Source organism: Amycolatopsis benzoatilytica AK 16/65, from assembly GCF_000383915.1.
GTDB lineage: Bacteria > Actinomycetota > Actinomycetes > Mycobacteriales > Pseudonocardiaceae > Amycolatopsis > Amycolatopsis benzoatilytica.
Genome location: NZ_KB912942.1, coordinates 1,168,053 through 1,186,302 on the forward strand (window position 1 = coordinate 1,168,053; position 18,250 = coordinate 1,186,302).

Below are 18,250 nucleotides of genomic sequence, written 5' to 3' on the forward strand. Positions count from 1 at the left end.
GGGCGTGACCAAGAGGAGATAGCCCTCATGATCGACAGCAAGTATCTCACGGATCTTCCCGCGCCTCAGCGTGCGGCGCTGGAGACGCTGCTCGCGCTGGACTGCGACACCCCCGAGCGCGCGTCGGAGCAGATCTACGACACGCAGGCGTTGCGGGACCTGGAGCGGGTCGGGCTTTTGAGCTGGGACCCGCAGCACGGCGAGAGCCTGACCGCTGCGGGCCGGGCGCTCGTCGTCGAGCTGGCGCACGTCGACGCGACGCGGGAGGACTTGCAGCGCCGGGTGCTCGCGGCCACGCCGTCGGGTCGTCACCGCGCGGCCGAAGAGTTCGTCGACTCGTTCGCGGAGGCAGCGGTCGAGCACACGGCAGAACTGGAGGCGATCGCCGCGCCGGTGTCCCTGCGCGGGTGGGTGCACCGGAACCTCACCAGGGCCCGTGTGTCGGCGCTGCTGCTGTCGGTCGCGGTCGTCCTGGTCGTGGGCGGCGTGTGGGCGGTGGCCCGATGAGCCAGATCAAGAACCCGCTGACGGTGATCGAGCTGGTGCACGCGCACCTGGAGACGGCGTTCTCCCGCGAGCTGGAGCACATCCGCAGTTTCGGCGACGACCGTTACACGGCGGCACGCGCGTTGGGCTTCGAGCTGGCCTACCTGTTCGGGGTGACCGAGGGCTCCTACGGCCTCGACTCCGACGTGATCAACGAGCGTTTCGAGAAGACGCTGGGGGCGCTGTCATGACCGCCGCCCGTGAGCACGTCGTGATGGGTGGGCCGCCGGTCATCACTCCGTTGATCGAGACCCCGTCGGGTCGCCGCGAGTACGAGCAGGCGCACGAGATCGGCCTGGAGCCGTGCCACCAGTGCGAGGAAGAGGGCCACTGGGTTCGGTGGCGCGTCTACCCGCATCCCGGCCCGTTCCCGGCCGACGGCGTCCTCACGGAGGACGTGGAGGGCTGCCAGCACTGCACGTTCGGTCGGGATGGCCGTGAGGGTCTGATCGCCCGGGCTGAGCGCGAGTCGGTGGACGACCGGGACATCACGGTCGAGCACCTGGAGCGCGACGGCTCGTGGAAGCCCTGGAATCGGTGGTTCTGATGCCGAAGCAGGCGAAGAACAACCCGGTGCCGAGGAACAAGGCGCAGAACAAGGAAAGCGCTGACCGCGACCGTGCGTTCGCGCGCGAAGCGAAGGCGATCTTCGCGCGCGCCAACGACCCGAAACCGACCGCGGACGACCCGCGCCTGTCCGGGGGTGCGTGATGGGGATCGTCCGCAAGCTGCGCGACGGCGCGCGCTGGATCGAGAACGTCGTCGAGGTCGAGGCCCCGCGGCCGACGCCTGCCGAGCAGGTCGACGACAACGAGCAGAAACCCGCTCCCGCCAACAATTCTTCCGCCCCGGAGGCGACCCGATGAACGACACCACTGCCCGCCTGTGCGCGGTCGCGTACTACATCGAGAAGTTCGACGTGCCCGAGTTGCTGGCGGTGGAGTTCCGCACGGACGGCGTGGACTTCCATGGCCACAGCGAAGAGCACGAGATCGCGACGTTCCTGCGGTGGGCCGACACGCTCGGCGGCGATGTCGAGATGACCGTGCACAAGAGCGAGTACTACCACCTGCACGCTGTCGGATTCCTGCCCGGGACGGACATTGCCGCGAAACTGAAAGTCTTGGTCGTCCCCAGCGCCGAGCGCGACGCGTTGGCGGAGGAGTTTGGCCGTCCGGCACAACCGGTCGCCATCACCCGCACCCAGCTGGCGAAGATCACCGACCCGGAGCTGCTCGACGACCGCCCGTTCCTGACCGAGGAGCAGCGGGACGAGATCGAGTACTGGTCGAACACGCCGATGACGCACGAGGTGACCTCGTGAGCCTCACCGAATTCCCGGACGTGATCCAGGGCTCCGACGAATGGCACGAACAGCGCCGGGGAATCGTCACAGCGTCCGTCGTCGGCCAGCTCGTCACGCCGAAAACAATGAAGATCGCTGCCAACGACAAGAGCCGCAGCATCGTCGCGCAGCTCGTCGCCGAACGCATCACCGGCTACACCGACCCCACCTACATCGGGGACGACATGCTCCGCGGCGTCGAGGACGAACTGCGGGCACGCGACCTGTACGCCGAATTCTACAAGCGCCCCGTCCGCGAGGTCGGTTTCCTTCTGCGCAAGGAAACCGCTTGGCAGATCGGCTACTCGCCCGACGGTCTCGTCGGCGAAGTCGGCCTGATCGAGGTGAAATCGCGCCGCTCCAAGCTGCACCTGCGCACGATCCTCGACGACGAGGTGCCCGCCGAGTACATGGCGCAATGCCAAGCCGGGCTGCTCGTCTCCGGGCGTGAGTGGCTCGACTTCATCTCGTTCTCCGGCGGAATGCCGATGTGGCACAAGCGCGTGTACCCGGACCCGTTGTGGCACAAGGCGATCATCGCCGCAGCCGAGCAGTTCGAGGCCACGGCAGCGGAAATGACCGCGGACTACCTGGCCAAAACCGAAGGACTTCCCGCGACCGAGCGGACTCCCGACTTCATGGAGTTGACGATCTGATGGACCTCACCGACAGCATTGCACCCACGAGCGACCAGCTCGACGCGGTCGACCTTCTCGGCGGCCCGCGCACCTTTACCATCGACGCGATCGGCGCGGGCAATGCCGAGCAGCCCGTCAACATCAAGCTGGTCGAGTTCCCTCGCGTCTGGCGTCCCGGGAAGTCCATGCGGCGCGTGCTCGTCGCGTGCTGGGGTGCCGACGGGTCCAAGTACGTGGGTCGCCGTGTTCGCCTCTACTGCGACCCCGACGTCAAGTTCGGCGGCCAGGCCGTCGGCGGCACCCGCATCAGCCACCTCAGCCACATCGACAAGAAGCGGCAGGTGCCGTTGCTGGTGACGCGCGGCAAGTCCGCGATCTTCGTGGTGCAGCCGCTCGTCGAGACGGTCGAGGACCGCGTCGCCGAGTACAAGCTGGAGTGGCGGACTGCCACGCCGGAGCGGCGAAAGGTCATCAAGGCCGAGGTTGCTGCCCTGACGAACCCCGAGGCCCCGTCGACCCCGCCGGTCGCCGAGGAACCGGAGACGAAGCCGGAAGAGCTGGAGGCCGAGGACTTCGACGCCGACGATGACCCGACCTTGCCGGACGACCCGGACCTCGCGCTGCCCGCGCAGGAAGGCGCGACTCGGTGACCGTCCGCCTTGCCATTCCGCGGGCCGCGCCGTCTGCCGACCGCCGGGTGTGCGAGGACAGCTCGCTCACCCGGTCGTCGACGCTCGTCGGCGCGGTCTGCGGCGGCGGGATCCCGCAACCGGCGTGGCCCGCGTGCGAGGAACCCGGCCGCTGGGAGATCGCCGGCTACGAGCACCGGTATTGCACCCTGCACGCCGCGACCCGCGTCCGTGCCCGTGACGCGTTGGCCGGGTGGATCCGGTGACGCGCGCGGAGCGTCCGCACGGGCGCGCGAAATACGTACGGGAGCACTGTCCGTGTGACGTCTGCCGGGAGGCGAACAACGCCTACCAGCGCGACCGGAAACGGCAGCGCGGCTACGGCCGCGCGGCCTATGTCGACGCCGAGCCCGCTTGCGCGCACCTGCGCGCGCTCGGCGACGCCGGGATCGGCTGGCGCCGCGCCGCCGAACTCGCCGGCCTCTCGACGTCCGTCGTGAGCAAGCTGCTCTACGGGCAGACGAGTCGTGCACCGTCGAAACGGGTCCGCGCGGCCACCGCGGAGAAGATTCTCGCCGTCGAGATCAACGCCGAGGGAATGGCTGCGCACGCGATCGTCGACGCAACGGGCACCAGGCGCAGGCTCTGCGCGCTCGTCGCGATCGGCTGGACGCAAACCCAGCTGGCCGAACTCCTCGGCTTGACCCCCAACAACTTCTGGCCGCTGATCCACGGGCAGCCGAACATCACGGCCGCGCGCCGTCGCGCGGTGGTGCAGCTTTACGACGATCTGTGGGACAAGCCCCCCGCAGACGACGCGCTCGCGCGGAAGTCCAGGCGTTACGCGCAGCGGCACGGCTGGGTTCCGCCGCTGGCGTGGGACGACGACAAGATCGACAACCCGGCCGCGCGTCCTGCCGGCGTCCGGATGGACGCGGTCGACGACGACCTTCGGAGGTCGGCGTGACCGATCGCTGCCAGGTCCCGACGTGCAACCGGCCCCTCACGAGCGAGGAGTCGAGACGGCGCGGCATGGGTCCGGTCTGCTGGCGGCGCAACAACCCTCCCGCACCACGCATTCCGACCGGCGCGCATCCGGCCGGCCCCACTCAACTGTCCATGGAGGACATCGTGACCACCCAGCCTCGCGTTTTCGACGTAGACGCCCCCGAGCCGTCGGACGTGCTGTTCCTGCGCACCCACGACGGCGAGATCGTCGAGCGTCTCGCCGGTGGCCGCTACTCCCTCAACGGCGACGACACGCTCGACTGGAACGACGTCGTCGAACGGGCACCGCTGCACGAGATCGTCACCGAAGAGCCCATCGACACGCTCCGGGACATCGCCCGCGGACTCATCGCCGACCACGCCCGCGAAACCGCCAACATCCGCGCCTTCGAGGCCCACTCGGCTGAACACCTGCGCGACGACGACCTGTACGTCCTCGAAGCCCTCATCGACCGTGCCCAGGTAGACGTCACCGTCACCTGGCCTGCCCCCTGATTTGTCGGCGGGGCCGCGCCGCCCGAGGACCACGACCCCGCCGACACGCCAATTTCCCCACCACGAAAGGAAAACGAGTGACGACGACCAAATCCGCCGAGGACAAGCAGACCGAAGCACCGGACTTCGCGGCCACGCTGCTCAACCTCGCGAAAGGCAAGACCCACGCGGAGCTGTCGACGCAGCTCGCCGAGCTCGTCACCGCGGTGACCACGACCCTGAAGCCCGGGAAGCTGACCCTCACGCTTCAGGTGAAGCCGCAGCACGGCGTCGACGGCGCGGTGCTCGTCACCGCCGCGGTCGCCTCGACCAAACCGAAGTTCGAGGCCCCGGCGTCGATCTTCTACGCCACCGACGAGGGCAGGCTCGTCCGCGACGACCCCAACCAGGCATCCCTGTACTGACCGTCCCCTTTTCCCAACCACTGCAAGGAGAAACCCGTCGTGGAATACGACACCGACACTCCGACCGGCGCACTGATCGCCGATCTTTCCCGCCGCGTCGAGGCGAACGACGCCGCGCTCGCGTCCTACAACGTCGTGCAGGACGGCCCGATCCTCGCACGCACCGCCCGCCAGGACGAGCGGCTCGAAACCGTCAACCTGGAGAAGTGGCTGCCCGAACCGACCCGGGCGCGCGGCACCGTCACCCTGCACGACCCGGGCGACTTCACCATCTATACGGAACGGCTCTGCAACGCCGGAACCACCGTGTTCGGCGAAGAGGACCGTGCCCGCTTCACCGCGGTGTTCAACGACCACCAGGAAAACGGCGGCGGCGAAGACGAGCCGGTGGCCGGCTGGCGGGACCATACCGCGGTGCTGCAGCTGCAGACCGACCCGGACTGGTCGAGGTTCCTCGCCGTTGACCGGAAGTACCTCAGCCAGCTGGACTTCGCCGAGTTCCTTTCGGACAACGCCTCGGCGTTCGTCGAGCCGGACGGCGCGACGCTGCTGGAGGTCGCCACCCACTTCCGCGCGCACAAGAAAGCCGAGTTCCACGAGGCAGTCAACCTCGACACCGGCGACGTGCAGCTCACTTACAACGAGGAGACCGCGACCAAGACGACGGCCGGGCAGGTCGCCGTTCCGCGCGAGCTCGTCGTCCGGCTGACGCCGTTCCTCGGCTACCCGCCGGTGGATGTCCGGGCCCGGCTCCGCTACAGCATCGACGGCGGCCGGCTTCAGATGGGCTTCGTGCTCCAGCGGCCGGACCTGGTGAAGCGCGAGGCGTTCGCGCAGATCCGCAACGGCATCGCCGACCAGCTCACCGAGACGCACGACGTGCCGGTGCTGCTCGGCACGCCGCCCGCGTCGACCGTCCCGCAGTCCTGACCCGGTGGCCCGGCCGGTCCCGATCCGGCCGGGCCGCCATCCCTCAACCCCACCGAGGAGGTGACTGGTGACCGAACACCTGCGCGACGTTCCCGAACACATCGCCGAACGAGCCCGCGTCATCATCCAGCTTGCCGAGAACACCGATGCGATACACGTCGCCGACATCCTCACCCCTTGGGTGCGCGAAGACCCCGAGTTGTTCGTGCAGGTGCTGATCGCGATCGCGCTCATGGCCGACAAGGACAGGCGCATCAAGGAAGCCCACGCCGCCTACGGCCGCGGGGAACGGTCCCCGTCGATCATCAGCCTGGAGCGCGAATACCAGCGCAACCGCGTCCGCAAGACCCGCACCTTGAAGCAGCACAAGGAAGACGGGGAGGGCGCAGCTTGACCACGATGGCGACTGGGCTGGAGCCGTGCGACCGGTTCGAGTGGGAACGCGTTGTGCGCCGTCTCGGGCTGCCGATGCGGTTGAAGCTCGTCGCGCTCACGCTCGCCACGTACGCCGACAAGGACGGCAGCCGTGTCCGGCCCGGGGTGAACGCTCTCGCCGCGGTTACGGGGCAGGGGGAGAGCACGGTGCGCCGGTTGCTGGCGGCGCTGCGGGAGTCGGGTCTGATCGAGCAGGTGTCGCGGGGCGGCGGCCGCGCGGGGCACGGCAAGGCGACCGAGTACCGGCTGACGCTCCCGGCCGATGTGGACGGTCTCGTTCTTCTGCCGCCGTCCGAGGTTGCACCGCTCCCGATGGCGAGCGGTCAATCGGACGCCGCACCGCTCCCTAGGGAGAGCGCTGAAACGAACGCTGAACCGCTCGCCCAGGAGAGCGCCCAATCGGAACCGTCCCCTGTGGACAACCCGGAAACTCCGCTCGCCATAGAGAGCGGTGATTGTGGACAGTCCCCTGTGGACAACTCGGTTTCAGCGCTCGCCCAGGAGAGCGGCCAATCCGAGGCGCACGAACCGATTGACCGCTCGGAAAACACTGTTACCGACCGATTGACCGCTCGCTACGACGGATTGACCGCTCGCAGCTCCGAGCGACTACCAGATCAAGAACACCAACCACCTAAAAGCGACCAACCTTGTAGTCCCGACCCAACGCAACCACAGACCGCGCGCGAACCCGACCCGAACCCGATCGAACTCCGGCCGAGGAACTGCGCACACGGCCTCCCCGCCCACCGCGACGCCACCGGCACACCCACCTGCCCCCTCTGCCGCCGCGGACTCCCCGCCACGGAGGAACCATGACCCGCTACTGGCACGGCGGAAACCCCGGACTCCGCCCCGGCGACCTCGTCCAACCCGGACACACCCGCACCGTCCCCGACTGCCTCATCTGCCAAGCCCGCGCCGACGGCCAAACAACCCTCATCAACGGCCACGCCATCGACCCCGCCACCGGCCGACCCGACCGCGTCTACCTCACCACCGACCGCGAATACGCCCGCTTCTACGCATCCATGGCCCTCTACGGCGACCTCTACCGCGTCGAACCCATCGGCCCCCTCGAACCCTCCACCGAAGACCCCTTCGACACCTGGATGGCCCCCGCAGCCCGCATCACCGCCGTCTACGACCGCGCCGTCCGACTCACCAACGCCCAACGCAGACGCCTCCTCGCGCGGTGGCCGTGATGACCCTCGACCGCACCGGCGAAGAAATCCTCGAGGTCACCGACGAATGGCCGGCCATCCCCACCCACGACCCACGCTGCGACGGCACCGGCTGGATCGACCGCGACGCCATCCCCGCCAAACCCTGCCTCAACTGCAAACCCCACCTCCGCCGAGACGAACTCCGCCGCAAAACCTTCGGCCCCCACGAGGAGAACACCCGATGAACCGCCAACTGCCCGACTGGGCAAAACAAGCCACGCCGCTCATCGACCCCCAAACCCTCGCCAAAATGCTCGAAGCCATCGAACAGATCCGAGATCACTTCAGCGGCGACCCGTCGGGCCCGCCCACCCGTGAAACCCCGGACGGCGAGAACGCCAGCGAGAGGGCCAGCCAGCTGGGCGCAATGGACCCGTCCGAGCGGGCGCGCTGGATGGATGTCCTGTCCGGGCTGCCGGGGCTCAGCGACTACGAGCAGGGTGCGGAAATCGAACGCCGCATGGTCGCCGGGGAACTCCGGGAGTTGGACGGCATCTGGTACGAGCGGGTCGAGCTGGAGCCCGCCAGCGAGCGGCCGAACGCGAGCCAGGAAACCGTGGCTGAGTCGCTCGCGGCAGCGGACGAGTGGCTCAACCGCGAAGCGTCGCGGCAGTGCGATCAGGTGGTGCTCGCGCTCGGTCCGCTCTACAACGACTGCCACCGCTCATGGTCGGCGGCGTCTCTCGCAGGAAAGGCGGCCGAGGACATCACGAGCGGCACGAAGCGGAACACCTCGATGGACGCCGCAACCTTGGGTGCAATGGCCCGGATCATCGTGCAGGCCGGGAAAGACAGCCACCGCGCCGAGACCGCTGAGGCGCAACTCGAAGAGTGGACGCTGGCGGAGAACGACCAGGCTCGACGCGTCGTCGCTGCCGAGCGCGAGCGTTCCGCGGCCCTGTCGAAGCTCGACCACATCCGGGACCTTGGCCGCCGGTTTCCATGCGTTCATGCTCAGCCTTGGCCGCTGCAACCCGGACGAGGTGCGCACCCGTGCGGTGAAGGCGTTGGACGGCATCCGGAATGTGTTCGAGGACCGCGCGGGACGCGGCGAACCATCGGCGGCGGCGAAGCTCGACCAGGTGCGCGAGGTGATCCTCGACTTCGGTCAGCTGGAGAACAAGCTGCAGCCGATCGAGGTCATCGAGAAGATCGATGCGATCGTCGAGCCCGTCACGGACCGCGAGGAACCGGCGCAGGACATGTGCGGCGAGCCGCTGCCGTCCGACGACACGGCCCGCTGCCAGAACCCGACCGGCCACACTGGACCGCATTGGACGCACGGCTGCGGCCACGGATCAACCTCATGGCGCGCCAGCGAGGAACCGGCCGGCGAGACGAACTCCCAGCGAACTCCCAGTTCGCCCCAGACTGGGAGTCCAGCCCCGCGCACGCTGCTCGGCTGGACCGTGCCCGACCACATCGAGATCGCCGGTGCTGGCGAACTGATCGAACTGTGGTGCACCTACCACAAGCTCAGCGTCTCCGGCGGCTGGACGAACCGGGAATCGGCGGCACCAATCCAGTACTTCCTCCGCAACCACGCCCACGGACAGCCCGTCGAGCGCCAGGCGCAGGAGGCCGACCGTGGCTGACCACGAGTTCACACCTGACCAGATCGAGCACGGCATCGCCTGCGCGGTGAGGGAACGCAACCTCGATGTCATCCCCGGCCTCGTCCAGCTGCTCGCCGTCCAAGACCCGGCACGGGCACAGACGGTGCTCGACGCGCTCCGCGGCAAGGCAACGATCACCGTCGACCTCGCAGCGTCCCGCGAAGACCCCGCCGTCACCCCGCCCGACCGGTCCGGCCGCTGGGTCGGTGATCGGCTCGTCCCGTTCGGCCCCCACGACCTCGACGGCTGGCAACCCACCTACCCCGAGGTGGTTGCTGGTGACTGACCCCGTCGAAATCGACGTGCCGCTGCACAAAGGGAAAGCGCCGCTGACGATGAACCAGCGGCTGCACTGGCGGGAAGTGGCACGACGCAAGCAAGTCGTCCGCGAAGCCGTCGGCTGGGAGGCAAGAAAACTCAAACTCGGCCGCCACAACCACATCAGCGTGCAACTGCACTACGCCACCGGCGACAACCGCGGCCGCGACGAAGACAACCTCGTCGCCACCCAGAAACCGGCCGTCGACGGGCTCGTCGACGCGAAGCTCATCCCGAAAGACACCCCCGAGCACCTGACCTGGTGGGCGCCCGCCATCCACAACGGACCCGGGAAACGGCGGCTCTGGCTCACCATCAAAATCACCGAGGAACCGTGAGCGACGAATACGAGACCTGCACCGTGTGCAACGGGCAAGGGAAGCTCCCCACCCCGAAACGGGGACGGCCGTCACCGTGCACCAGCTGCTTCGGCACCGGCCAGAAACGCAAACCGAAACCGCCGGCACCGCCGAAACAAGAGGACGACGATGACTGACCCGCGCGAACTCATCGACACCTACGCCAGTGAGACCGACTTCTATCGCGGCGATCTGCTCGACGATCGGGAGCACGAAGCCCCGAAAGCGTTCGCCGCGCTGCGCGCCGTGCTCGACCTCCACAAGCCGATCGAGATCGAGCACGGATGGGACCAGACGGTCGACATCAAGTGCAACGACTGCTGCGACTTGTATCCGTGCCAGACCGTCCAGGCAATCACGACCGCGTTGGGGGCCACCGATGGCTGACCCGGATGACCCGCACACCGACGAGGAAATCCTCGAAGCCCTCAACGACCTGATCGACGAGAAAGACCCGCCACCGAGGAGGAAGCAATGAGCAGGCCACTGTGCGACAAGATCGAAGACGACGGCACGCGCTGCACCTCGTGGGCGATCGTCGGCTACGACCAGTGCGTCGCCCACTGGCAGCCCGGCATCGGCCCGAAACGACTGCACGCACCCGCCTACACCGGGCCGTACCAAGAGGGACGCTTCAAGCTTGAGCAGCCCGTCGACGACGAGCCCGAGCCGGTCGCCGCATCCACGCCGGAATCAACGCCAGAGCCCGAAAGCGTTGAAACCCCGGCAGAAAATGAACGCCCGGTTGAAGATCCGGAACCGGATCTGCCGGACATCATCGCGCGGCTGCTCACCGGAGGGGATACGGCCAGACTCGACGCCGAGTGGGACAGGATCCGCGAGCACGCCCTCACCAAGATCGACAAGGTCGCCGTCGAGCCCACACCGAAGCCGCCGTTCCACCGTCGCCTGTGGAACGCACTCATCCGGAGGGCAGCTTGAACCAGCCCCGCGCCTGTGTGCTCCCCGTCCACACCCGCGACGGCGACCGGCCCTGCCCGCGCCGCGCCGCACCCGGCACCCTCGTCTGCCCGCCATGCAGCGAAAACCTCCGCGGCGTCCTGTCCCGGCTCGCGCTCACCTACCGCGCCGTCACCGAGCTCGACGAGCTCATCCCCGGCGGCCGCGGCGGCGACGGTGCCCGCCGGGTACCCGGTCCGCGGTCGCCGGCGGTCGACGCGATCCTCGCCCACACGGATCCGCGCAGCCGGGACGACAGCGCGCTCGCGGTGGTCGAGTCGTGGGCACGGTGGGTGCGCGCCGAACGGTCGATCGACGTGGCCCCGGCGCAGATGCTCGCGACCGTCCCGGCCGGGCGCATCACCATGACGCGTGAGCTGGACACGCTGCGGTTCAACTGGGACTGGATCATGGCCAGCCCGGAGGTGCCGTGGTTCGCCGAGGCGATGCGGTCGGTGACGCAGGCTCTGCGGCAAGTCCGCGGCGAACTCGACCGGGTCACGCGTGTCGGGAAGTGCCCGACGATCGTGGTGGCGGGGGAGGCGCTCGGGATCCCGATCGACCTCGCGTGCGGTGCGTCGCTGCGGGTCCGGCCCGGCGCGACCAAGATCGTTTGCCGGAACTGCGGCACCGAATGGACCCGCGACCGCTGGCACGAGCTCGGCGACGCCCGCGCCGACTACGGCACCCTCGCCGCCCAGTTCAACGTCCCGGTCGGCACGCTCCGCAGGTGGGCGAGCGAGGACGGCTGGGACAAGACCGGCACCCGCGGTCGGCCGTTGCTGCTGCGCGCCGAGGTGTTCGCAAGCTACGTCAAGCGGCGTGGTGACCTCACCTTCGACCAGGCAGGATGACAGCCATGACAGACCAGGTGTTCATCGTGCTGCGCACCCTCGGCGACGTGCCGGAGCCTGTCGGCGCGTGGTTCGACCATGCCGAGGCTGCGCGGATCGCGCGTGACCTCGGTGCCGGCCATTTCGTCGCGCCGGTTCCGATGGTTCCGCCCGGCGTGGGGTTGGTGGCGCAGGTGTTCCGGTGCCGTGCGGTGGTGCGGGACGGCGAGGTGAGCGTGCCGGAGGATCCGGCGCCGCTGAAGGGCGCTGCGCGGCTGGTGCTGGGCTCTGCGGACATGCCCGGAGAGCGGGTGGTGGTCGACGAGCAGGCGGCGGCGCTGGAGGCCGCGGTGCATGGTCGTCCGGTGTTTTTCGTCGAGGCGTTCGCGGTGACCGGGGATCGGGCGCGTGAGCTGGCGGTGGAGCGTGCGGAAGCGTTGGCACGCGGCGACTCCTGAAAAAAGTCCCCCGAGTTCCCACTATCCCCTTGCGATAGTGGGAAGTGAGGGTGCATAATTAAGGAGTCCCGAACGGGACCCCCGGAACCGGGCGCTAGCACCGCCCCCGGGGAAAACTACAGAGAGGAAGGAACTCCGGATGGACGACAAGTTCGCCGATGACCGGTTCTACGGGGTCCGCTACCACGAAAGTGCTGGCGAGGACCTGTACCGCGTCGCTGGACGGATCTTGAGTGACCTCAAGGTCGACCAGCACGAAGGCCGGATGCCCTCGACCGTGATCCTCGTGATCGCAGTCTCCGGGCAAACCATCACCGTCCAAGCCCACGTGCAGGACAACGCCGAGTTCGAGCAGTGGACAGCGGAAACCATCCGCGCACGCGCGACGACGGTGTCTGACCGGTACAACTGGCGAGGCGTGAACAACCGGGCCGACACGCGGTTCAAGTTCGGCTGCAGCGTCCGCGTCGTCCGAGGACGACTCGACGCCAAGCACCTCGGATCGATCATCGGATGAACAACCCCGGGGGCGGCGACACCGCCGCCCCCGGGCGTCCCGCCGGAACCCCCTCGGCGTAGAAGGGCCCCGACGCTCTAGCACAGCGCCGGGGCCCCGAGAGAAGAACTCCACCGACCAGGATAGACGAGGAACCATGCCGCGCAAACCCACACCACCCCCGCCCGAACTCGACGACGTCCGCGCCGTCGCGGACCTGCTCGCCCTCGCCGAGCAGCTCGTCGAGACGCTGCGCGAGGAACGCAACCATCGCATCGCCATCGCTAAGCTCGCCGGCGCGACCGGCGACCAGCTCGCCGAAGCCGCCCAGATGACCCGCCGCAACGCCACCACAGCGGCCGCGGACGGCGGTTTGGGCGAGCCCGGGTGGGTCGACGACCCCGACGCGTACCGGGCCGCGATCCTCCGGCGCCTGGAGGGGCGCGACGCCGACTCTCGGCAGCGGCGCGACGCGATCATGCGGCGGCTGCGCGACGCCGCTGCCGACAAATGACCCTGCGGATGCGAAGCCGGGTGGGAAGAATGACGACTTGGCCCCGCTCGTACTGAGCGGGGCCAAGATCAACGCTCGGCGGTGCGCAGCAGCTCACCCAGCTCCGCGCCGTCCGGCAGCGGCACCTCCCGCGCCCGGGCGAGCATCGCGTCACCGCCCGGTGTAGTCGGGTCGTCGAGGTACGGCTCGCACACGGCGAACAGCGGTTCGCCGAACGCGCGCTGGTCGACCTGCCACCGGCCGTCCACGAAGATCACCGGGACTTCGATGCTGGTTTCCGGAGTCGGTCCGTTCAAGATCATCACATCCTTGGGAGCCATCGTCAGGCCGGTCACGATCCCGGCGACACCGCGCGGAGGACGGGCGCGGTGTTTCGGCTCAGCAGTAGAGGTCAGGCATCGACCCCGCGGCGGCGCAACTCGTCGACCACGAGCTGCCGGTTCATCCGGGCGCGTGCGGGTCGGATGCCGCACACCGCGGCAACTTCCTCGAAGTCCGGCAGCATGTCCTGCAAGTCGTCGGTGATCATCGAGCGGGCGATGTTCTCACGGCCCGCGCGGGTGTGCAGTTCATCGACGATGGCCACCAGGCGGGCGCTCAGGCGGTCGCCGTGCACGCCGTCGTAGTCGGCCAGCCGGAGGGCGAGGTCTTCGTAGGCCCGGTTCAGTGCGGCGACGGTGAGCGCCGGGAGGTCGTTGTTGGTGATCAGCATCGGCCGGTCTCCTGTCTGGTATGGATGGTGGGGGGGTGGGGGTGCCCCCGGCCGGAGCCGGGGGCGTTCCTGTCAGGCGCTGGGGTATTCGAGGCTGGCGTCGGTGTGGAGGACGTCCATCCAGTGCTGGTGGGCGGCGGCGGAGCGGTCCCGGATGTCCTGGTCCTGGCGGGGGTTGCGGGCGATGCGGAGGTCGGTGTCGGCGGTGCGTCCGATGGCGGCGGCGAAGTCTGCGGTGAGGGGGTAGGTGATCTCGTTCATTTTGTCCTCCGGGGTTTCTCTCTCTTGCTGATGTAATAACTATAGCACGGGTGCAATGGCACCTACAATACATAAATCAAGATTCTTTTCGGGAACTCGGATTTGCGGGTGCCAGTGCACCCGTGCTAGCCTCAGGGCATGCCCAACCAGCCAGCCACCTTCAACAAAACCGTCCGCGTCGACGGAGACCTCTGGGACCGCGCCGGCCAGATCGCCACCGTGCAAGGCACCACCCGCGCAGGCGTGATCAACGCGTTCCTCCGCTGGTACACCGGCGACCCGACTGCGAAACTCCCCACCCCGGCCACCCGAGCCGGGACAGGCAACGACCCGCAGGGAGAACGATCTTGAACGAAGCCAGTCCCGTCGAGGTCACGTGCGACCGCTGCCGCATGCCGTACGACAGCACCGACCCAGACAAGGTCCGCTACCACACCGAACCCGTCGACTGTGACTGTGGACGGTGCCGCGGCAAGCCCCAGTGCTACAGCTGCGGGGGAAGCTTCTGTTTCTGCCCCAGCCACTAGCGCGCCGCGCCGGAAACTGCCCCCTCGTTGACGCTGACCAGGGGCGAACGTATATTCGATCACGTTGGAGCACTGTCTCCGGAGCCCGGACCACTGGTTCGGGCTTTTTTCATGCCCAGGGGAGGTGCGCCATGAAGGCGATGTCGGTCTACTGGATCGTGTGGGCGTCCACGATGTTCGTGTCGTTCGCGATCCCCGAGTTCTGGGCGCTCGCCACCCACCACCCCGAGAACACGCTCTCGGAGAACTTCTGGCGGATGGAACAGTTCCTGCCCGGCCAGGACTTCATGCACTGGACCGCGCTGCACTACCTCATCGGGGTCACGCTCACCGTGTGGCTGCTCTGGTTGATCGGGCACCTGGTCTACGGAATCTGGCGATAGCGATGGGCAGCGACCCGGCCTCGATCCGGTGGCTGCTCTCCCGCATCGACCGCGCGCTCGACGTCGGCAACCGCCGCATCTTCATGGAACTCACCGGCCAGCTGAAAGCCGCGAAAACCAAGACCCGACAGCGGAAGGACGGAACCGCATGAGCACCCCCACTGTCTGGAGCGGACGGCATCCAGGCACCCAGCACTTCGAAGCCCTGTTCGAGCACACGCACCTCCCGGAACACCTCGCGGAGATCAGCGCGCCGTTCGGCCGCCTCGCCGAGGCGCTCGTCGCCGCGCTGCCGGACGGCCCCGAACTGTCCGCCGGACTCCGCAAGCTGGTGGAGGCGAAGGACTGTTTCGTGCGCGCGCAGGTCGCCTACGTCAAGGCCGGCCGTCCGATGACCCCGATCGGCGGCGGCCGATGATCGAGCACACCGTCCGCCTCACCGGCGAGCCCGGCACTTTCCAGCCCACCAGCCACAGCGAGTGGATCGGGCACCTCGTCGACGTCACCGGGTTGGACCCCGCGATGCATCACGTGCTGCGCGCCGTCGAGAACACCACCGATGGCACCGCCAGCACACTCACTCTCTCGACCTACAGCGACGCCGGCCCCGACCTCGCCGCCGTGGTCTCCGTGCGCGTCGGCACCCCGCTCGCGAGCGTCCAGGCGTTCGTGAACGGCACGAAGATCGCGACGGCGCAGCTAGAAGCGCCGTTGCAGATCGGGCAGCCCGTGCGGGTCGCCGGCCAGATGTACACCGTGCAGGCCGTGTCCTACCCGGCACGCCAGCCGGACGGCACCACCGTCGGCGACGACTACCAGCGTGTGGACCTGGCGGCCGCGGTCGCGCCGGCGCTGGTCGCCGATCGCGGTCCGGCTCCCGCTCCCGCTCCCGCGCCGAACCCGCTCGGGCACGGCTGACCGTGTCGACCGGCAACGGCCCGAACCCGAAGTGCACCGGGCGGGTGCCGCTCAAGGGCGACGACGGGCAGATGCTGCGGGACGAGAACGGGACCGTCCAAACCCGTGCCTGCAAGAACTACGCGATCGACGGCGCGACGGTGTGCGAGTCGCACGGCGGCCGGGCGCCGCAGGTGAAGGCGCGGGCGCAGGTGCGTGCCGAGGTGATGCGGTGGGGGCTCGGCGACGCGCACGCTGATCCGGCCGAGGTGCTGCTGCGGCTGGTGTCGCAGTCCGCGGCACGGGTCGAGCTGTACGGGCGGCTGCTGCAAGAGGCGTACGACGCTGCGGACCGGCTGCGGAAGGCGCACGCCGCGGAGCAGCTGGTCGCGGACACGGAGATCGAGTACGGGTTCGGCGGCGAGGGCGGCGACAGGGCCGAAGTCCAGACCGCGAAAAAGGATCTTGAACGGATCTTCAACACCGGCGGTGTCGCCGCGCTGGTCGGCTACACCTACGACGACTCGAAAACCGGCGGGATCTACGCCACCGGCGAGCAGATCCGCGGCCTCGCCCAGCTGGAAGCCGCGGAGCGGGAACGCTGCGCCGGGTTCGCGGCGAAGGCGGTCGCGGCCGGGCTCGCGCAACGGCAGGTCGAGCTCGCGGAACGGCAGGGCGCGCTGCTGGTCGAGCTGCTGACGGCGGTCTTCGATGATCTTGGGCTGACCGAGGAGCAGAGGGAGGCGGCACCCGATGCCATCGACCGCCACCTCCGCCTGGTCGCGGGCTGACGTCTCCGCGTTTTCCTCGGCGACCGCGCAGATGCGGGCGGCGAACGAGGCGCGCCGCCTGTCGCGGGACGGTGCGCTGTGGACCCGGGAACGGCTCGGCGAGCATCTGTGGTCCAAACAGGTCGAGATCCTGAACTCGGTGCGGGACAACCGGTACACGGCAGTGAAAGCGTGCCACGGGCCGGGAAAGTCGCGGGTCGCCAGCCGCGCGGCCGCGTGGTGGATGGAAACCCACCCTGCCGGTACCGCGCGGGTCGTCACCACCGCGCCGACCGGCGACCAGGTGAAGGCGATCCTCTGGTCGGAGATCAACAACGCGGCCAGCGTCGCGGAAGCCCGCGGAGAGCCGTTCCGAGGCAGGGTCAACGAAACCGAGTGGAAGATCGGCAAGCAGCTGGTCGCGTTCGGCCGCAAACCGTCGGACTACAACCCGCACGCGTTCCAAGGGATCCACGCCCGCTACGTCCTCGTGATCCTCGACGAGGCGTGCGGCATCGTGAAGCACTTCTGGACCGCCGCCCGCGCGATCACCACCGGCGAACACTGCCGCATCCTCGCGATCGGCAACCCCGACGACCCCGGCAGCGAGTTCCGGCGGGTGTGCGGGAAAGAGGACTGGAACACGATCACCATCTCGGCGTTCGACACCCCGAACTTCACCGGCGAATGGGTGCCGCAGGAAGTCTCCGAAGCGCTCGTCGGACCGTCCTATGTGGAAGACATGCGGACCGAATACGGCGAGCAGTCCCCGGTGTACATCGCGAAAGTCCTCGGCGAGTTCCCCGACGACGCCGACGACGGCGTGGTCCGGTACAGCTCGCTCCGCGCCTGCACCCACCCCGAACCGCCGCCGCACACCGACGCCGAACAGTTGCCCGTCGAACTCGGCGTAGACCTCGGCGCCGGCGGCGACGAAACCGTCATCCAGGAACGCCGCGGCATGGTCGCCGGCCGAGTCTGGACCACCCGCACCCGCGACAGCATGCAGGCCGTCGGGAAAATCGTCGAGGCGATCCGGGAAACCGGTGCCACCGCGGTGAAAGTCGACGTGATCGGCATCGGCTGGGGCATCGTCGGCCGGCTCCGCGAGCTCGCCGGCGAAGGAAAGATCACGGCATCGATCGTCGGCGTGAACGTCGCCGAAGCCTCGACGCAGCCGGAGAAGTACCGGAACCTCCGGTCGCAGATCTGGTGGGAAGTCGGCCGCAAGCTTGCCGAGGACCGGGCGATCGACTTCTCGACGCTGGACACCGCCTATCGGGACAAGCTGTTCACGCAGCTGACCGCACCGAAATACGCGCTCGACAGCTCCGGCCGGATCGTGGTCGAACCCAAGGACGAAACCAAGATCCGGCTCGGCCGGTCCCCGGACAACGCCGACGCCCTGCTCCTGGCCTACTACGCGCCGCGCGGTGCCGACTCCGTCGACTGGATGAAGCAGTTCGTGGCTGCACGCAAGGGGGTGTGAG

The 18,250-nt window shown here is 68.6% G+C and carries 36 protein-coding genes and 1 pseudogene; 34 read left to right on the forward strand and 3 right to left on the reverse strand.

Translation table 11 applies throughout. From position 1 onward, the window contains the following. Nucleotides 1–27: 27 nt before the first annotated feature. The 27 genes and pseudogenes from AMYBE_RS0105540 (at nt 28) to AMYBE_RS0105670 (ending at nt 13,210) form a co-directional block, all read left to right on the forward strand. Nucleotides 28–507, forward strand: a complete 480-nt coding sequence (locus tag AMYBE_RS0105540) for a hypothetical protein (protein WP_020658351.1) — start codon at nt 28–30, stop codon at nt 505–507. Then, nucleotides 504–737, forward strand: a complete 234-nt coding sequence (locus tag AMYBE_RS0105545) for a hypothetical protein (protein WP_020658352.1) — start codon at nt 504–506, stop codon at nt 735–737. Before AMYBE_RS0105540 ends, AMYBE_RS0105545 begins: the two co-directional genes overlap by 4 nt. After that, nucleotides 734–1,093, forward strand: a complete 360-nt coding sequence (locus AMYBE_RS0105550; RefSeq protein WP_020658353.1) for a hypothetical protein — start codon at nt 734–736, stop codon at nt 1,091–1,093. The genes AMYBE_RS0105545 and AMYBE_RS0105550 overlap by 4 nt, the downstream gene beginning before the upstream one ends. After that, entirely contained in the window at nt 1,093–1,257 is a 165-nt protein-coding gene (locus AMYBE_RS44605; protein WP_020658354.1) for a hypothetical protein, read from the forward strand. The genes AMYBE_RS0105550 and AMYBE_RS44605 overlap by 1 nt, the downstream gene beginning before the upstream one ends. After that, the gene (locus AMYBE_RS44610; protein ID WP_020658355.1) at nt 1,257–1,412 is read left to right on the forward strand and encodes a hypothetical protein; all 156 of its coding nucleotides are present in this window, start codon (nt 1,257–1,259) and stop codon (nt 1,410–1,412) included. The genes AMYBE_RS44605 and AMYBE_RS44610 overlap by 1 nt, the downstream gene beginning before the upstream one ends. Next, nucleotides 1,409–1,870, forward strand: a complete 462-nt coding sequence (locus AMYBE_RS0105565; RefSeq protein WP_020658356.1) for a hypothetical protein — start codon at nt 1,409–1,411, stop codon at nt 1,868–1,870. Before AMYBE_RS44610 ends, AMYBE_RS0105565 begins: the two co-directional genes overlap by 4 nt. Continuing rightward, nucleotides 1,867–2,547, forward strand: coding sequence for a lambda exonuclease family protein (locus tag AMYBE_RS0105570; RefSeq protein WP_020658357.1), 681 nt, complete (start codon nt 1,867–1,869; stop codon nt 2,545–2,547). Before AMYBE_RS0105565 ends, AMYBE_RS0105570 begins: the two co-directional genes overlap by 4 nt. Continuing rightward, nucleotides 2,547–3,179 (forward strand): hypothetical protein, encoded by a 633-nt coding sequence (locus AMYBE_RS43235; protein WP_020658358.1) that lies wholly within the window; start codon nt 2,547–2,549, stop codon nt 3,177–3,179. The genes AMYBE_RS0105570 and AMYBE_RS43235 overlap by 1 nt, the downstream gene beginning before the upstream one ends. Continuing rightward, nucleotides 3,176–3,424 carry a hypothetical protein gene (locus tag AMYBE_RS0105580; RefSeq protein WP_020658359.1) on the forward strand — a complete coding sequence of 83 codons (249 nt, stop codon included), beginning with the start codon at nt 3,176–3,178 and terminating at the stop codon, nt 3,422–3,424. The genes AMYBE_RS43235 and AMYBE_RS0105580 overlap by 4 nt, the downstream gene beginning before the upstream one ends. Beyond that, nucleotides 3,421–4,125 (forward strand): hypothetical protein, encoded by a 705-nt coding sequence (locus AMYBE_RS40905; protein WP_051124631.1) that lies wholly within the window; start codon nt 3,421–3,423, stop codon nt 4,123–4,125. The genes AMYBE_RS0105580 and AMYBE_RS40905 overlap by 4 nt, the downstream gene beginning before the upstream one ends. Beyond that, nucleotides 4,122–4,202 (forward strand): annotated as a pseudogene (locus tag AMYBE_RS46850) (DUF6011 domain-containing protein); the annotation flags it as partial. The gene AMYBE_RS40905 and the pseudogene AMYBE_RS46850, both read left to right, overlap by 4 nt. Nucleotides 4,203–4,289: 87 nt before the next feature. Continuing rightward, nucleotides 4,290–4,661 (forward strand): hypothetical protein, encoded by a 372-nt coding sequence (locus tag AMYBE_RS0105590; protein ID WP_154676122.1) that lies wholly within the window; start codon nt 4,290–4,292, stop codon nt 4,659–4,661. A gap of 77 nt (nt 4,662–4,738) precedes the next feature. Beyond that, nucleotides 4,739–5,065: a hypothetical protein gene (locus AMYBE_RS40910; RefSeq protein WP_020658361.1), complete on the forward strand. Its 327-nt coding sequence runs from the start codon at nt 4,739–4,741 to the stop codon at nt 5,063–5,065. A gap of 39 nt (nt 5,066–5,104) precedes the next feature. Next, complete coding sequence (locus AMYBE_RS43240; protein ID WP_020658362.1) at nt 5,105–5,995, forward strand: DUF2303 family protein; 891 nt, start codon at nt 5,105–5,107, stop codon at nt 5,993–5,995. A 67-nt stretch (nt 5,996–6,062) separates the two neighbouring features. Beyond that, entirely contained in the window at nt 6,063–6,389 is a 327-nt protein-coding gene (locus tag AMYBE_RS0105605) for a hypothetical protein (RefSeq protein ID WP_020658363.1), read from the forward strand. Between the two features lie 5 nt (nt 6,390–6,394). Continuing rightward, nucleotides 6,395–7,249: a helix-turn-helix domain-containing protein gene (locus tag AMYBE_RS44615; RefSeq protein WP_342663931.1), complete on the forward strand. Its 855-nt coding sequence runs from the start codon at nt 6,395–6,397 to the stop codon at nt 7,247–7,249. Then, nucleotides 7,246–7,635 (forward strand): hypothetical protein, encoded by a 390-nt coding sequence (locus tag AMYBE_RS0105610; RefSeq protein ID WP_020658364.1) that lies wholly within the window; start codon nt 7,246–7,248, stop codon nt 7,633–7,635. Before AMYBE_RS44615 ends, AMYBE_RS0105610 begins: the two co-directional genes overlap by 4 nt. Continuing rightward, nucleotides 7,635–7,841, forward strand: coding sequence for a hypothetical protein (locus AMYBE_RS0105615; protein ID WP_020658365.1), 207 nt, complete (start codon nt 7,635–7,637; stop codon nt 7,839–7,841). The genes AMYBE_RS0105610 and AMYBE_RS0105615 overlap by 1 nt, the downstream gene beginning before the upstream one ends. 765 nt (nt 7,842–8,606) lie before the next feature. Further along, nucleotides 8,607–9,251, forward strand: a complete 645-nt coding sequence (locus AMYBE_RS0105625; protein WP_154676124.1) for a hypothetical protein — start codon at nt 8,607–8,609, stop codon at nt 9,249–9,251. Further along, complete coding sequence (locus AMYBE_RS0105630) at nt 9,244–9,558, forward strand: hypothetical protein (RefSeq protein ID WP_020658368.1); 315 nt, start codon at nt 9,244–9,246, stop codon at nt 9,556–9,558. The genes AMYBE_RS0105625 and AMYBE_RS0105630 overlap by 8 nt, the downstream gene beginning before the upstream one ends. Continuing rightward, the gene (locus tag AMYBE_RS0105635; protein WP_020658369.1) at nt 9,551–9,928 is read left to right on the forward strand and encodes a hypothetical protein; all 378 of its coding nucleotides are present in this window, start codon (nt 9,551–9,553) and stop codon (nt 9,926–9,928) included. Before AMYBE_RS0105630 ends, AMYBE_RS0105635 begins: the two co-directional genes overlap by 8 nt. Nucleotides 9,929–10,078: 150 nt before the next feature. Further along, the gene (locus AMYBE_RS0105645) at nt 10,079–10,336 is read left to right on the forward strand and encodes a hypothetical protein (protein WP_020658371.1); all 258 of its coding nucleotides are present in this window, start codon (nt 10,079–10,081) and stop codon (nt 10,334–10,336) included. Between the two features lie 87 nt (nt 10,337–10,423). Further along, entirely contained in the window at nt 10,424–10,891 is a 468-nt protein-coding gene (locus tag AMYBE_RS0105650; RefSeq protein WP_020658372.1) for a hypothetical protein, read from the forward strand. Then, nucleotides 10,888–11,763 (forward strand): hypothetical protein, encoded by an 876-nt coding sequence (locus AMYBE_RS0105655; protein ID WP_154676125.1) that lies wholly within the window; start codon nt 10,888–10,890, stop codon nt 11,761–11,763. The genes AMYBE_RS0105650 and AMYBE_RS0105655 overlap by 4 nt, the downstream gene beginning before the upstream one ends. Nucleotides 11,764–11,780: 17 nt before the next feature. Next, the gene (locus AMYBE_RS0105660; protein WP_154676126.1) at nt 11,781–12,200 is read left to right on the forward strand and encodes a hypothetical protein; all 420 of its coding nucleotides are present in this window, start codon (nt 11,781–11,783) and stop codon (nt 12,198–12,200) included. A 139-nt stretch (nt 12,201–12,339) separates the two neighbouring features. Continuing rightward, nucleotides 12,340–12,717 (forward strand): hypothetical protein, encoded by a 378-nt coding sequence (locus AMYBE_RS0105665; RefSeq protein ID WP_020658375.1) that lies wholly within the window; start codon nt 12,340–12,342, stop codon nt 12,715–12,717. 136 nt (nt 12,718–12,853) lie between these two features. Next, a complete protein-coding gene (locus tag AMYBE_RS0105670; RefSeq protein WP_020658376.1) occupies nt 12,854–13,210 on the forward strand; it encodes a hypothetical protein in 357 nt (118 codons plus the stop codon). A gap of 68 nt (nt 13,211–13,278) precedes the next feature. Here AMYBE_RS0105670 and AMYBE_RS0105675 read toward each other — a convergent pair whose 3' ends face one another. From AMYBE_RS0105675 to AMYBE_RS0105685, 3 genes are all read right to left on the reverse strand, one after another. Continuing rightward, nucleotides 13,279–13,512, reverse strand: coding sequence for a hypothetical protein (locus AMYBE_RS0105675; protein ID WP_020658377.1), 234 nt, complete (start codon nt 13,510–13,512; stop codon nt 13,279–13,281). 89 nt (nt 13,513–13,601) lie between these two features. Then, nucleotides 13,602–13,922, reverse strand: a complete 321-nt coding sequence (locus tag AMYBE_RS0105680; RefSeq protein ID WP_020658378.1) for a hypothetical protein — start codon at nt 13,920–13,922, stop codon at nt 13,602–13,604. A gap of 72 nt (nt 13,923–13,994) precedes the next feature. Beyond that, nucleotides 13,995–14,183 carry a hypothetical protein gene (locus tag AMYBE_RS0105685; RefSeq protein WP_020658379.1) on the reverse strand — a complete coding sequence of 63 codons (189 nt, stop codon included), beginning with the start codon at nt 14,181–14,183 and terminating at the stop codon, nt 13,995–13,997. Between the two features lie 138 nt (nt 14,184–14,321). On the opposite strand from AMYBE_RS0105685, the gene AMYBE_RS0105690 reads away from it, so the two are divergent. The 7 genes from AMYBE_RS0105690 (at nt 14,322) to AMYBE_RS0105720 (ending at nt 18,249) form a co-directional block, all read left to right on the forward strand. After that, nucleotides 14,322–14,534, forward strand: a complete 213-nt coding sequence (locus AMYBE_RS0105690; protein ID WP_020658380.1) for a hypothetical protein — start codon at nt 14,322–14,324, stop codon at nt 14,532–14,534. Nucleotides 14,535–14,841: 307 nt separating this feature from the next. Then, nucleotides 14,842–15,093, forward strand: coding sequence for a hypothetical protein (locus AMYBE_RS0105695; RefSeq protein ID WP_020658381.1), 252 nt, complete (start codon nt 14,842–14,844; stop codon nt 15,091–15,093). A 2-nt stretch (nt 15,094–15,095) separates the two neighbouring features. Continuing rightward, a complete protein-coding gene (locus AMYBE_RS43790; RefSeq protein WP_020658382.1) occupies nt 15,096–15,245 on the forward strand; it encodes an IDEAL domain-containing protein in 150 nt (49 codons plus the stop codon). Continuing rightward, nucleotides 15,242–15,511 (forward strand): hypothetical protein, encoded by a 270-nt coding sequence (locus AMYBE_RS40920; RefSeq protein ID WP_020658383.1) that lies wholly within the window; start codon nt 15,242–15,244, stop codon nt 15,509–15,511. The genes AMYBE_RS43790 and AMYBE_RS40920 overlap by 4 nt, the downstream gene beginning before the upstream one ends. After that, on the forward strand, nt 15,508–16,011 hold the full coding sequence (locus AMYBE_RS0105710) for a hypothetical protein (RefSeq protein WP_020658384.1): 504 nt from the start codon (nt 15,508–15,510) through the stop codon (nt 16,009–16,011). Before AMYBE_RS40920 ends, AMYBE_RS0105710 begins: the two co-directional genes overlap by 4 nt. A gap of 2 nt (nt 16,012–16,013) precedes the next feature. Continuing rightward, on the forward strand, nt 16,014–16,781 hold the full coding sequence (locus tag AMYBE_RS0105715) for a hypothetical protein (RefSeq protein ID WP_020658385.1): 768 nt from the start codon (nt 16,014–16,016) through the stop codon (nt 16,779–16,781). Continuing rightward, on the forward strand, nt 16,744–18,249 hold the full coding sequence (locus AMYBE_RS0105720) for a hypothetical protein (RefSeq protein ID WP_020658386.1): 1,506 nt from the start codon (nt 16,744–16,746) through the stop codon (nt 18,247–18,249). Before AMYBE_RS0105715 ends, AMYBE_RS0105720 begins: the two co-directional genes overlap by 38 nt. The last annotated feature ends 1 nt before the right edge of the window (nt 18,250 follow it).

Excerpts from the sequence above, each read along its gene's own strand:
- AMYBE_RS0105710 (WP_020658384.1), top strand. The coding sequence starts at position 15,508 with ATGATCGAGCACACCGTCCGCCTCACCGGCGAGCCCGGCACTTTCCAG.
- AMYBE_RS44610 (WP_020658355.1), top strand. The coding sequence starts at position 1,257 with ATGGGGATCGTCCGCAAGCTGCGCGACGGCGCGCGCTGGATCGAGAAC.
- AMYBE_RS0105565 (WP_020658356.1), top strand. The coding sequence starts at position 1,409 with ATGAACGACACCACTGCCCGCCTGTGCGCGGTCGCGTACTACATCGAG.
- AMYBE_RS0105670 (WP_020658376.1), top strand. The coding sequence starts at position 12,854 with ATGCCGCGCAAACCCACACCACCCCCGCCCGAACTCGACGACGTCCGC.
- AMYBE_RS43790 (WP_020658382.1), top strand. The coding sequence starts at position 15,096 with ATGGGCAGCGACCCGGCCTCGATCCGGTGGCTGCTCTCCCGCATCGAC.
- AMYBE_RS0105685 (WP_020658379.1), bottom strand. The coding sequence starts at position 14,183 with ATGAACGAGATCACCTACCCCCTCACCGCAGACTTCGCCGCCGCCATC.
- AMYBE_RS43235 (WP_020658358.1), top strand. The coding sequence starts at position 2,547 with ATGGACCTCACCGACAGCATTGCACCCACGAGCGACCAGCTCGACGCG.
- AMYBE_RS44605 (WP_020658354.1), top strand. The coding sequence starts at position 1,093 with ATGCCGAAGCAGGCGAAGAACAACCCGGTGCCGAGGAACAAGGCGCAG.
- AMYBE_RS0105675 (WP_020658377.1), bottom strand. The coding sequence starts at position 13,512 with ATGATCTTGAACGGACCGACTCCGGAAACCAGCATCGAAGTCCCGGTG.
- AMYBE_RS0105625 (WP_154676124.1), top strand. The coding sequence starts at position 8,607 with ATGCTCAGCCTTGGCCGCTGCAACCCGGACGAGGTGCGCACCCGTGCG.
- AMYBE_RS0105650 (WP_020658372.1), top strand. The coding sequence starts at position 10,424 with ATGAGCAGGCCACTGTGCGACAAGATCGAAGACGACGGCACGCGCTGC.
- AMYBE_RS0105665 (WP_020658375.1), top strand. The coding sequence starts at position 12,340 with ATGGACGACAAGTTCGCCGATGACCGGTTCTACGGGGTCCGCTACCAC.
- AMYBE_RS0105645 (WP_020658371.1), top strand. The coding sequence starts at position 10,079 with ATGACTGACCCGCGCGAACTCATCGACACCTACGCCAGTGAGACCGAC.
- AMYBE_RS0105695 (WP_020658381.1), top strand. The coding sequence starts at position 14,842 with ATGAAGGCGATGTCGGTCTACTGGATCGTGTGGGCGTCCACGATGTTC.
- AMYBE_RS0105540 (WP_020658351.1), top strand. The coding sequence starts at position 28 with ATGATCGACAGCAAGTATCTCACGGATCTTCCCGCGCCTCAGCGTGCG.
- AMYBE_RS44615 (WP_342663931.1), top strand. The coding sequence starts at position 6,395 with ATGGCGACTGGGCTGGAGCCGTGCGACCGGTTCGAGTGGGAACGCGTT.
- AMYBE_RS0105610 (WP_020658364.1), top strand. The coding sequence starts at position 7,246 with ATGACCCGCTACTGGCACGGCGGAAACCCCGGACTCCGCCCCGGCGAC.
- AMYBE_RS0105680 (WP_020658378.1), bottom strand. The coding sequence starts at position 13,922 with ATGCTGATCACCAACAACGACCTCCCGGCGCTCACCGTCGCCGCACTG.
- AMYBE_RS0105545 (WP_020658352.1), top strand. The coding sequence starts at position 504 with ATGAGCCAGATCAAGAACCCGCTGACGGTGATCGAGCTGGTGCACGCG.
- AMYBE_RS0105720 (WP_020658386.1), top strand. The coding sequence starts at position 16,744 with ATGCCATCGACCGCCACCTCCGCCTGGTCGCGGGCTGACGTCTCCGCG.
- AMYBE_RS0105550 (WP_020658353.1), top strand. The coding sequence starts at position 734 with ATGACCGCCGCCCGTGAGCACGTCGTGATGGGTGGGCCGCCGGTCATC.
- AMYBE_RS0105690 (WP_020658380.1), top strand. The coding sequence starts at position 14,322 with ATGCCCAACCAGCCAGCCACCTTCAACAAAACCGTCCGCGTCGACGGA.
- AMYBE_RS0105615 (WP_020658365.1), top strand. The coding sequence starts at position 7,635 with ATGACCCTCGACCGCACCGGCGAAGAAATCCTCGAGGTCACCGACGAA.
- AMYBE_RS40920 (WP_020658383.1), top strand. The coding sequence starts at position 15,242 with ATGAGCACCCCCACTGTCTGGAGCGGACGGCATCCAGGCACCCAGCAC.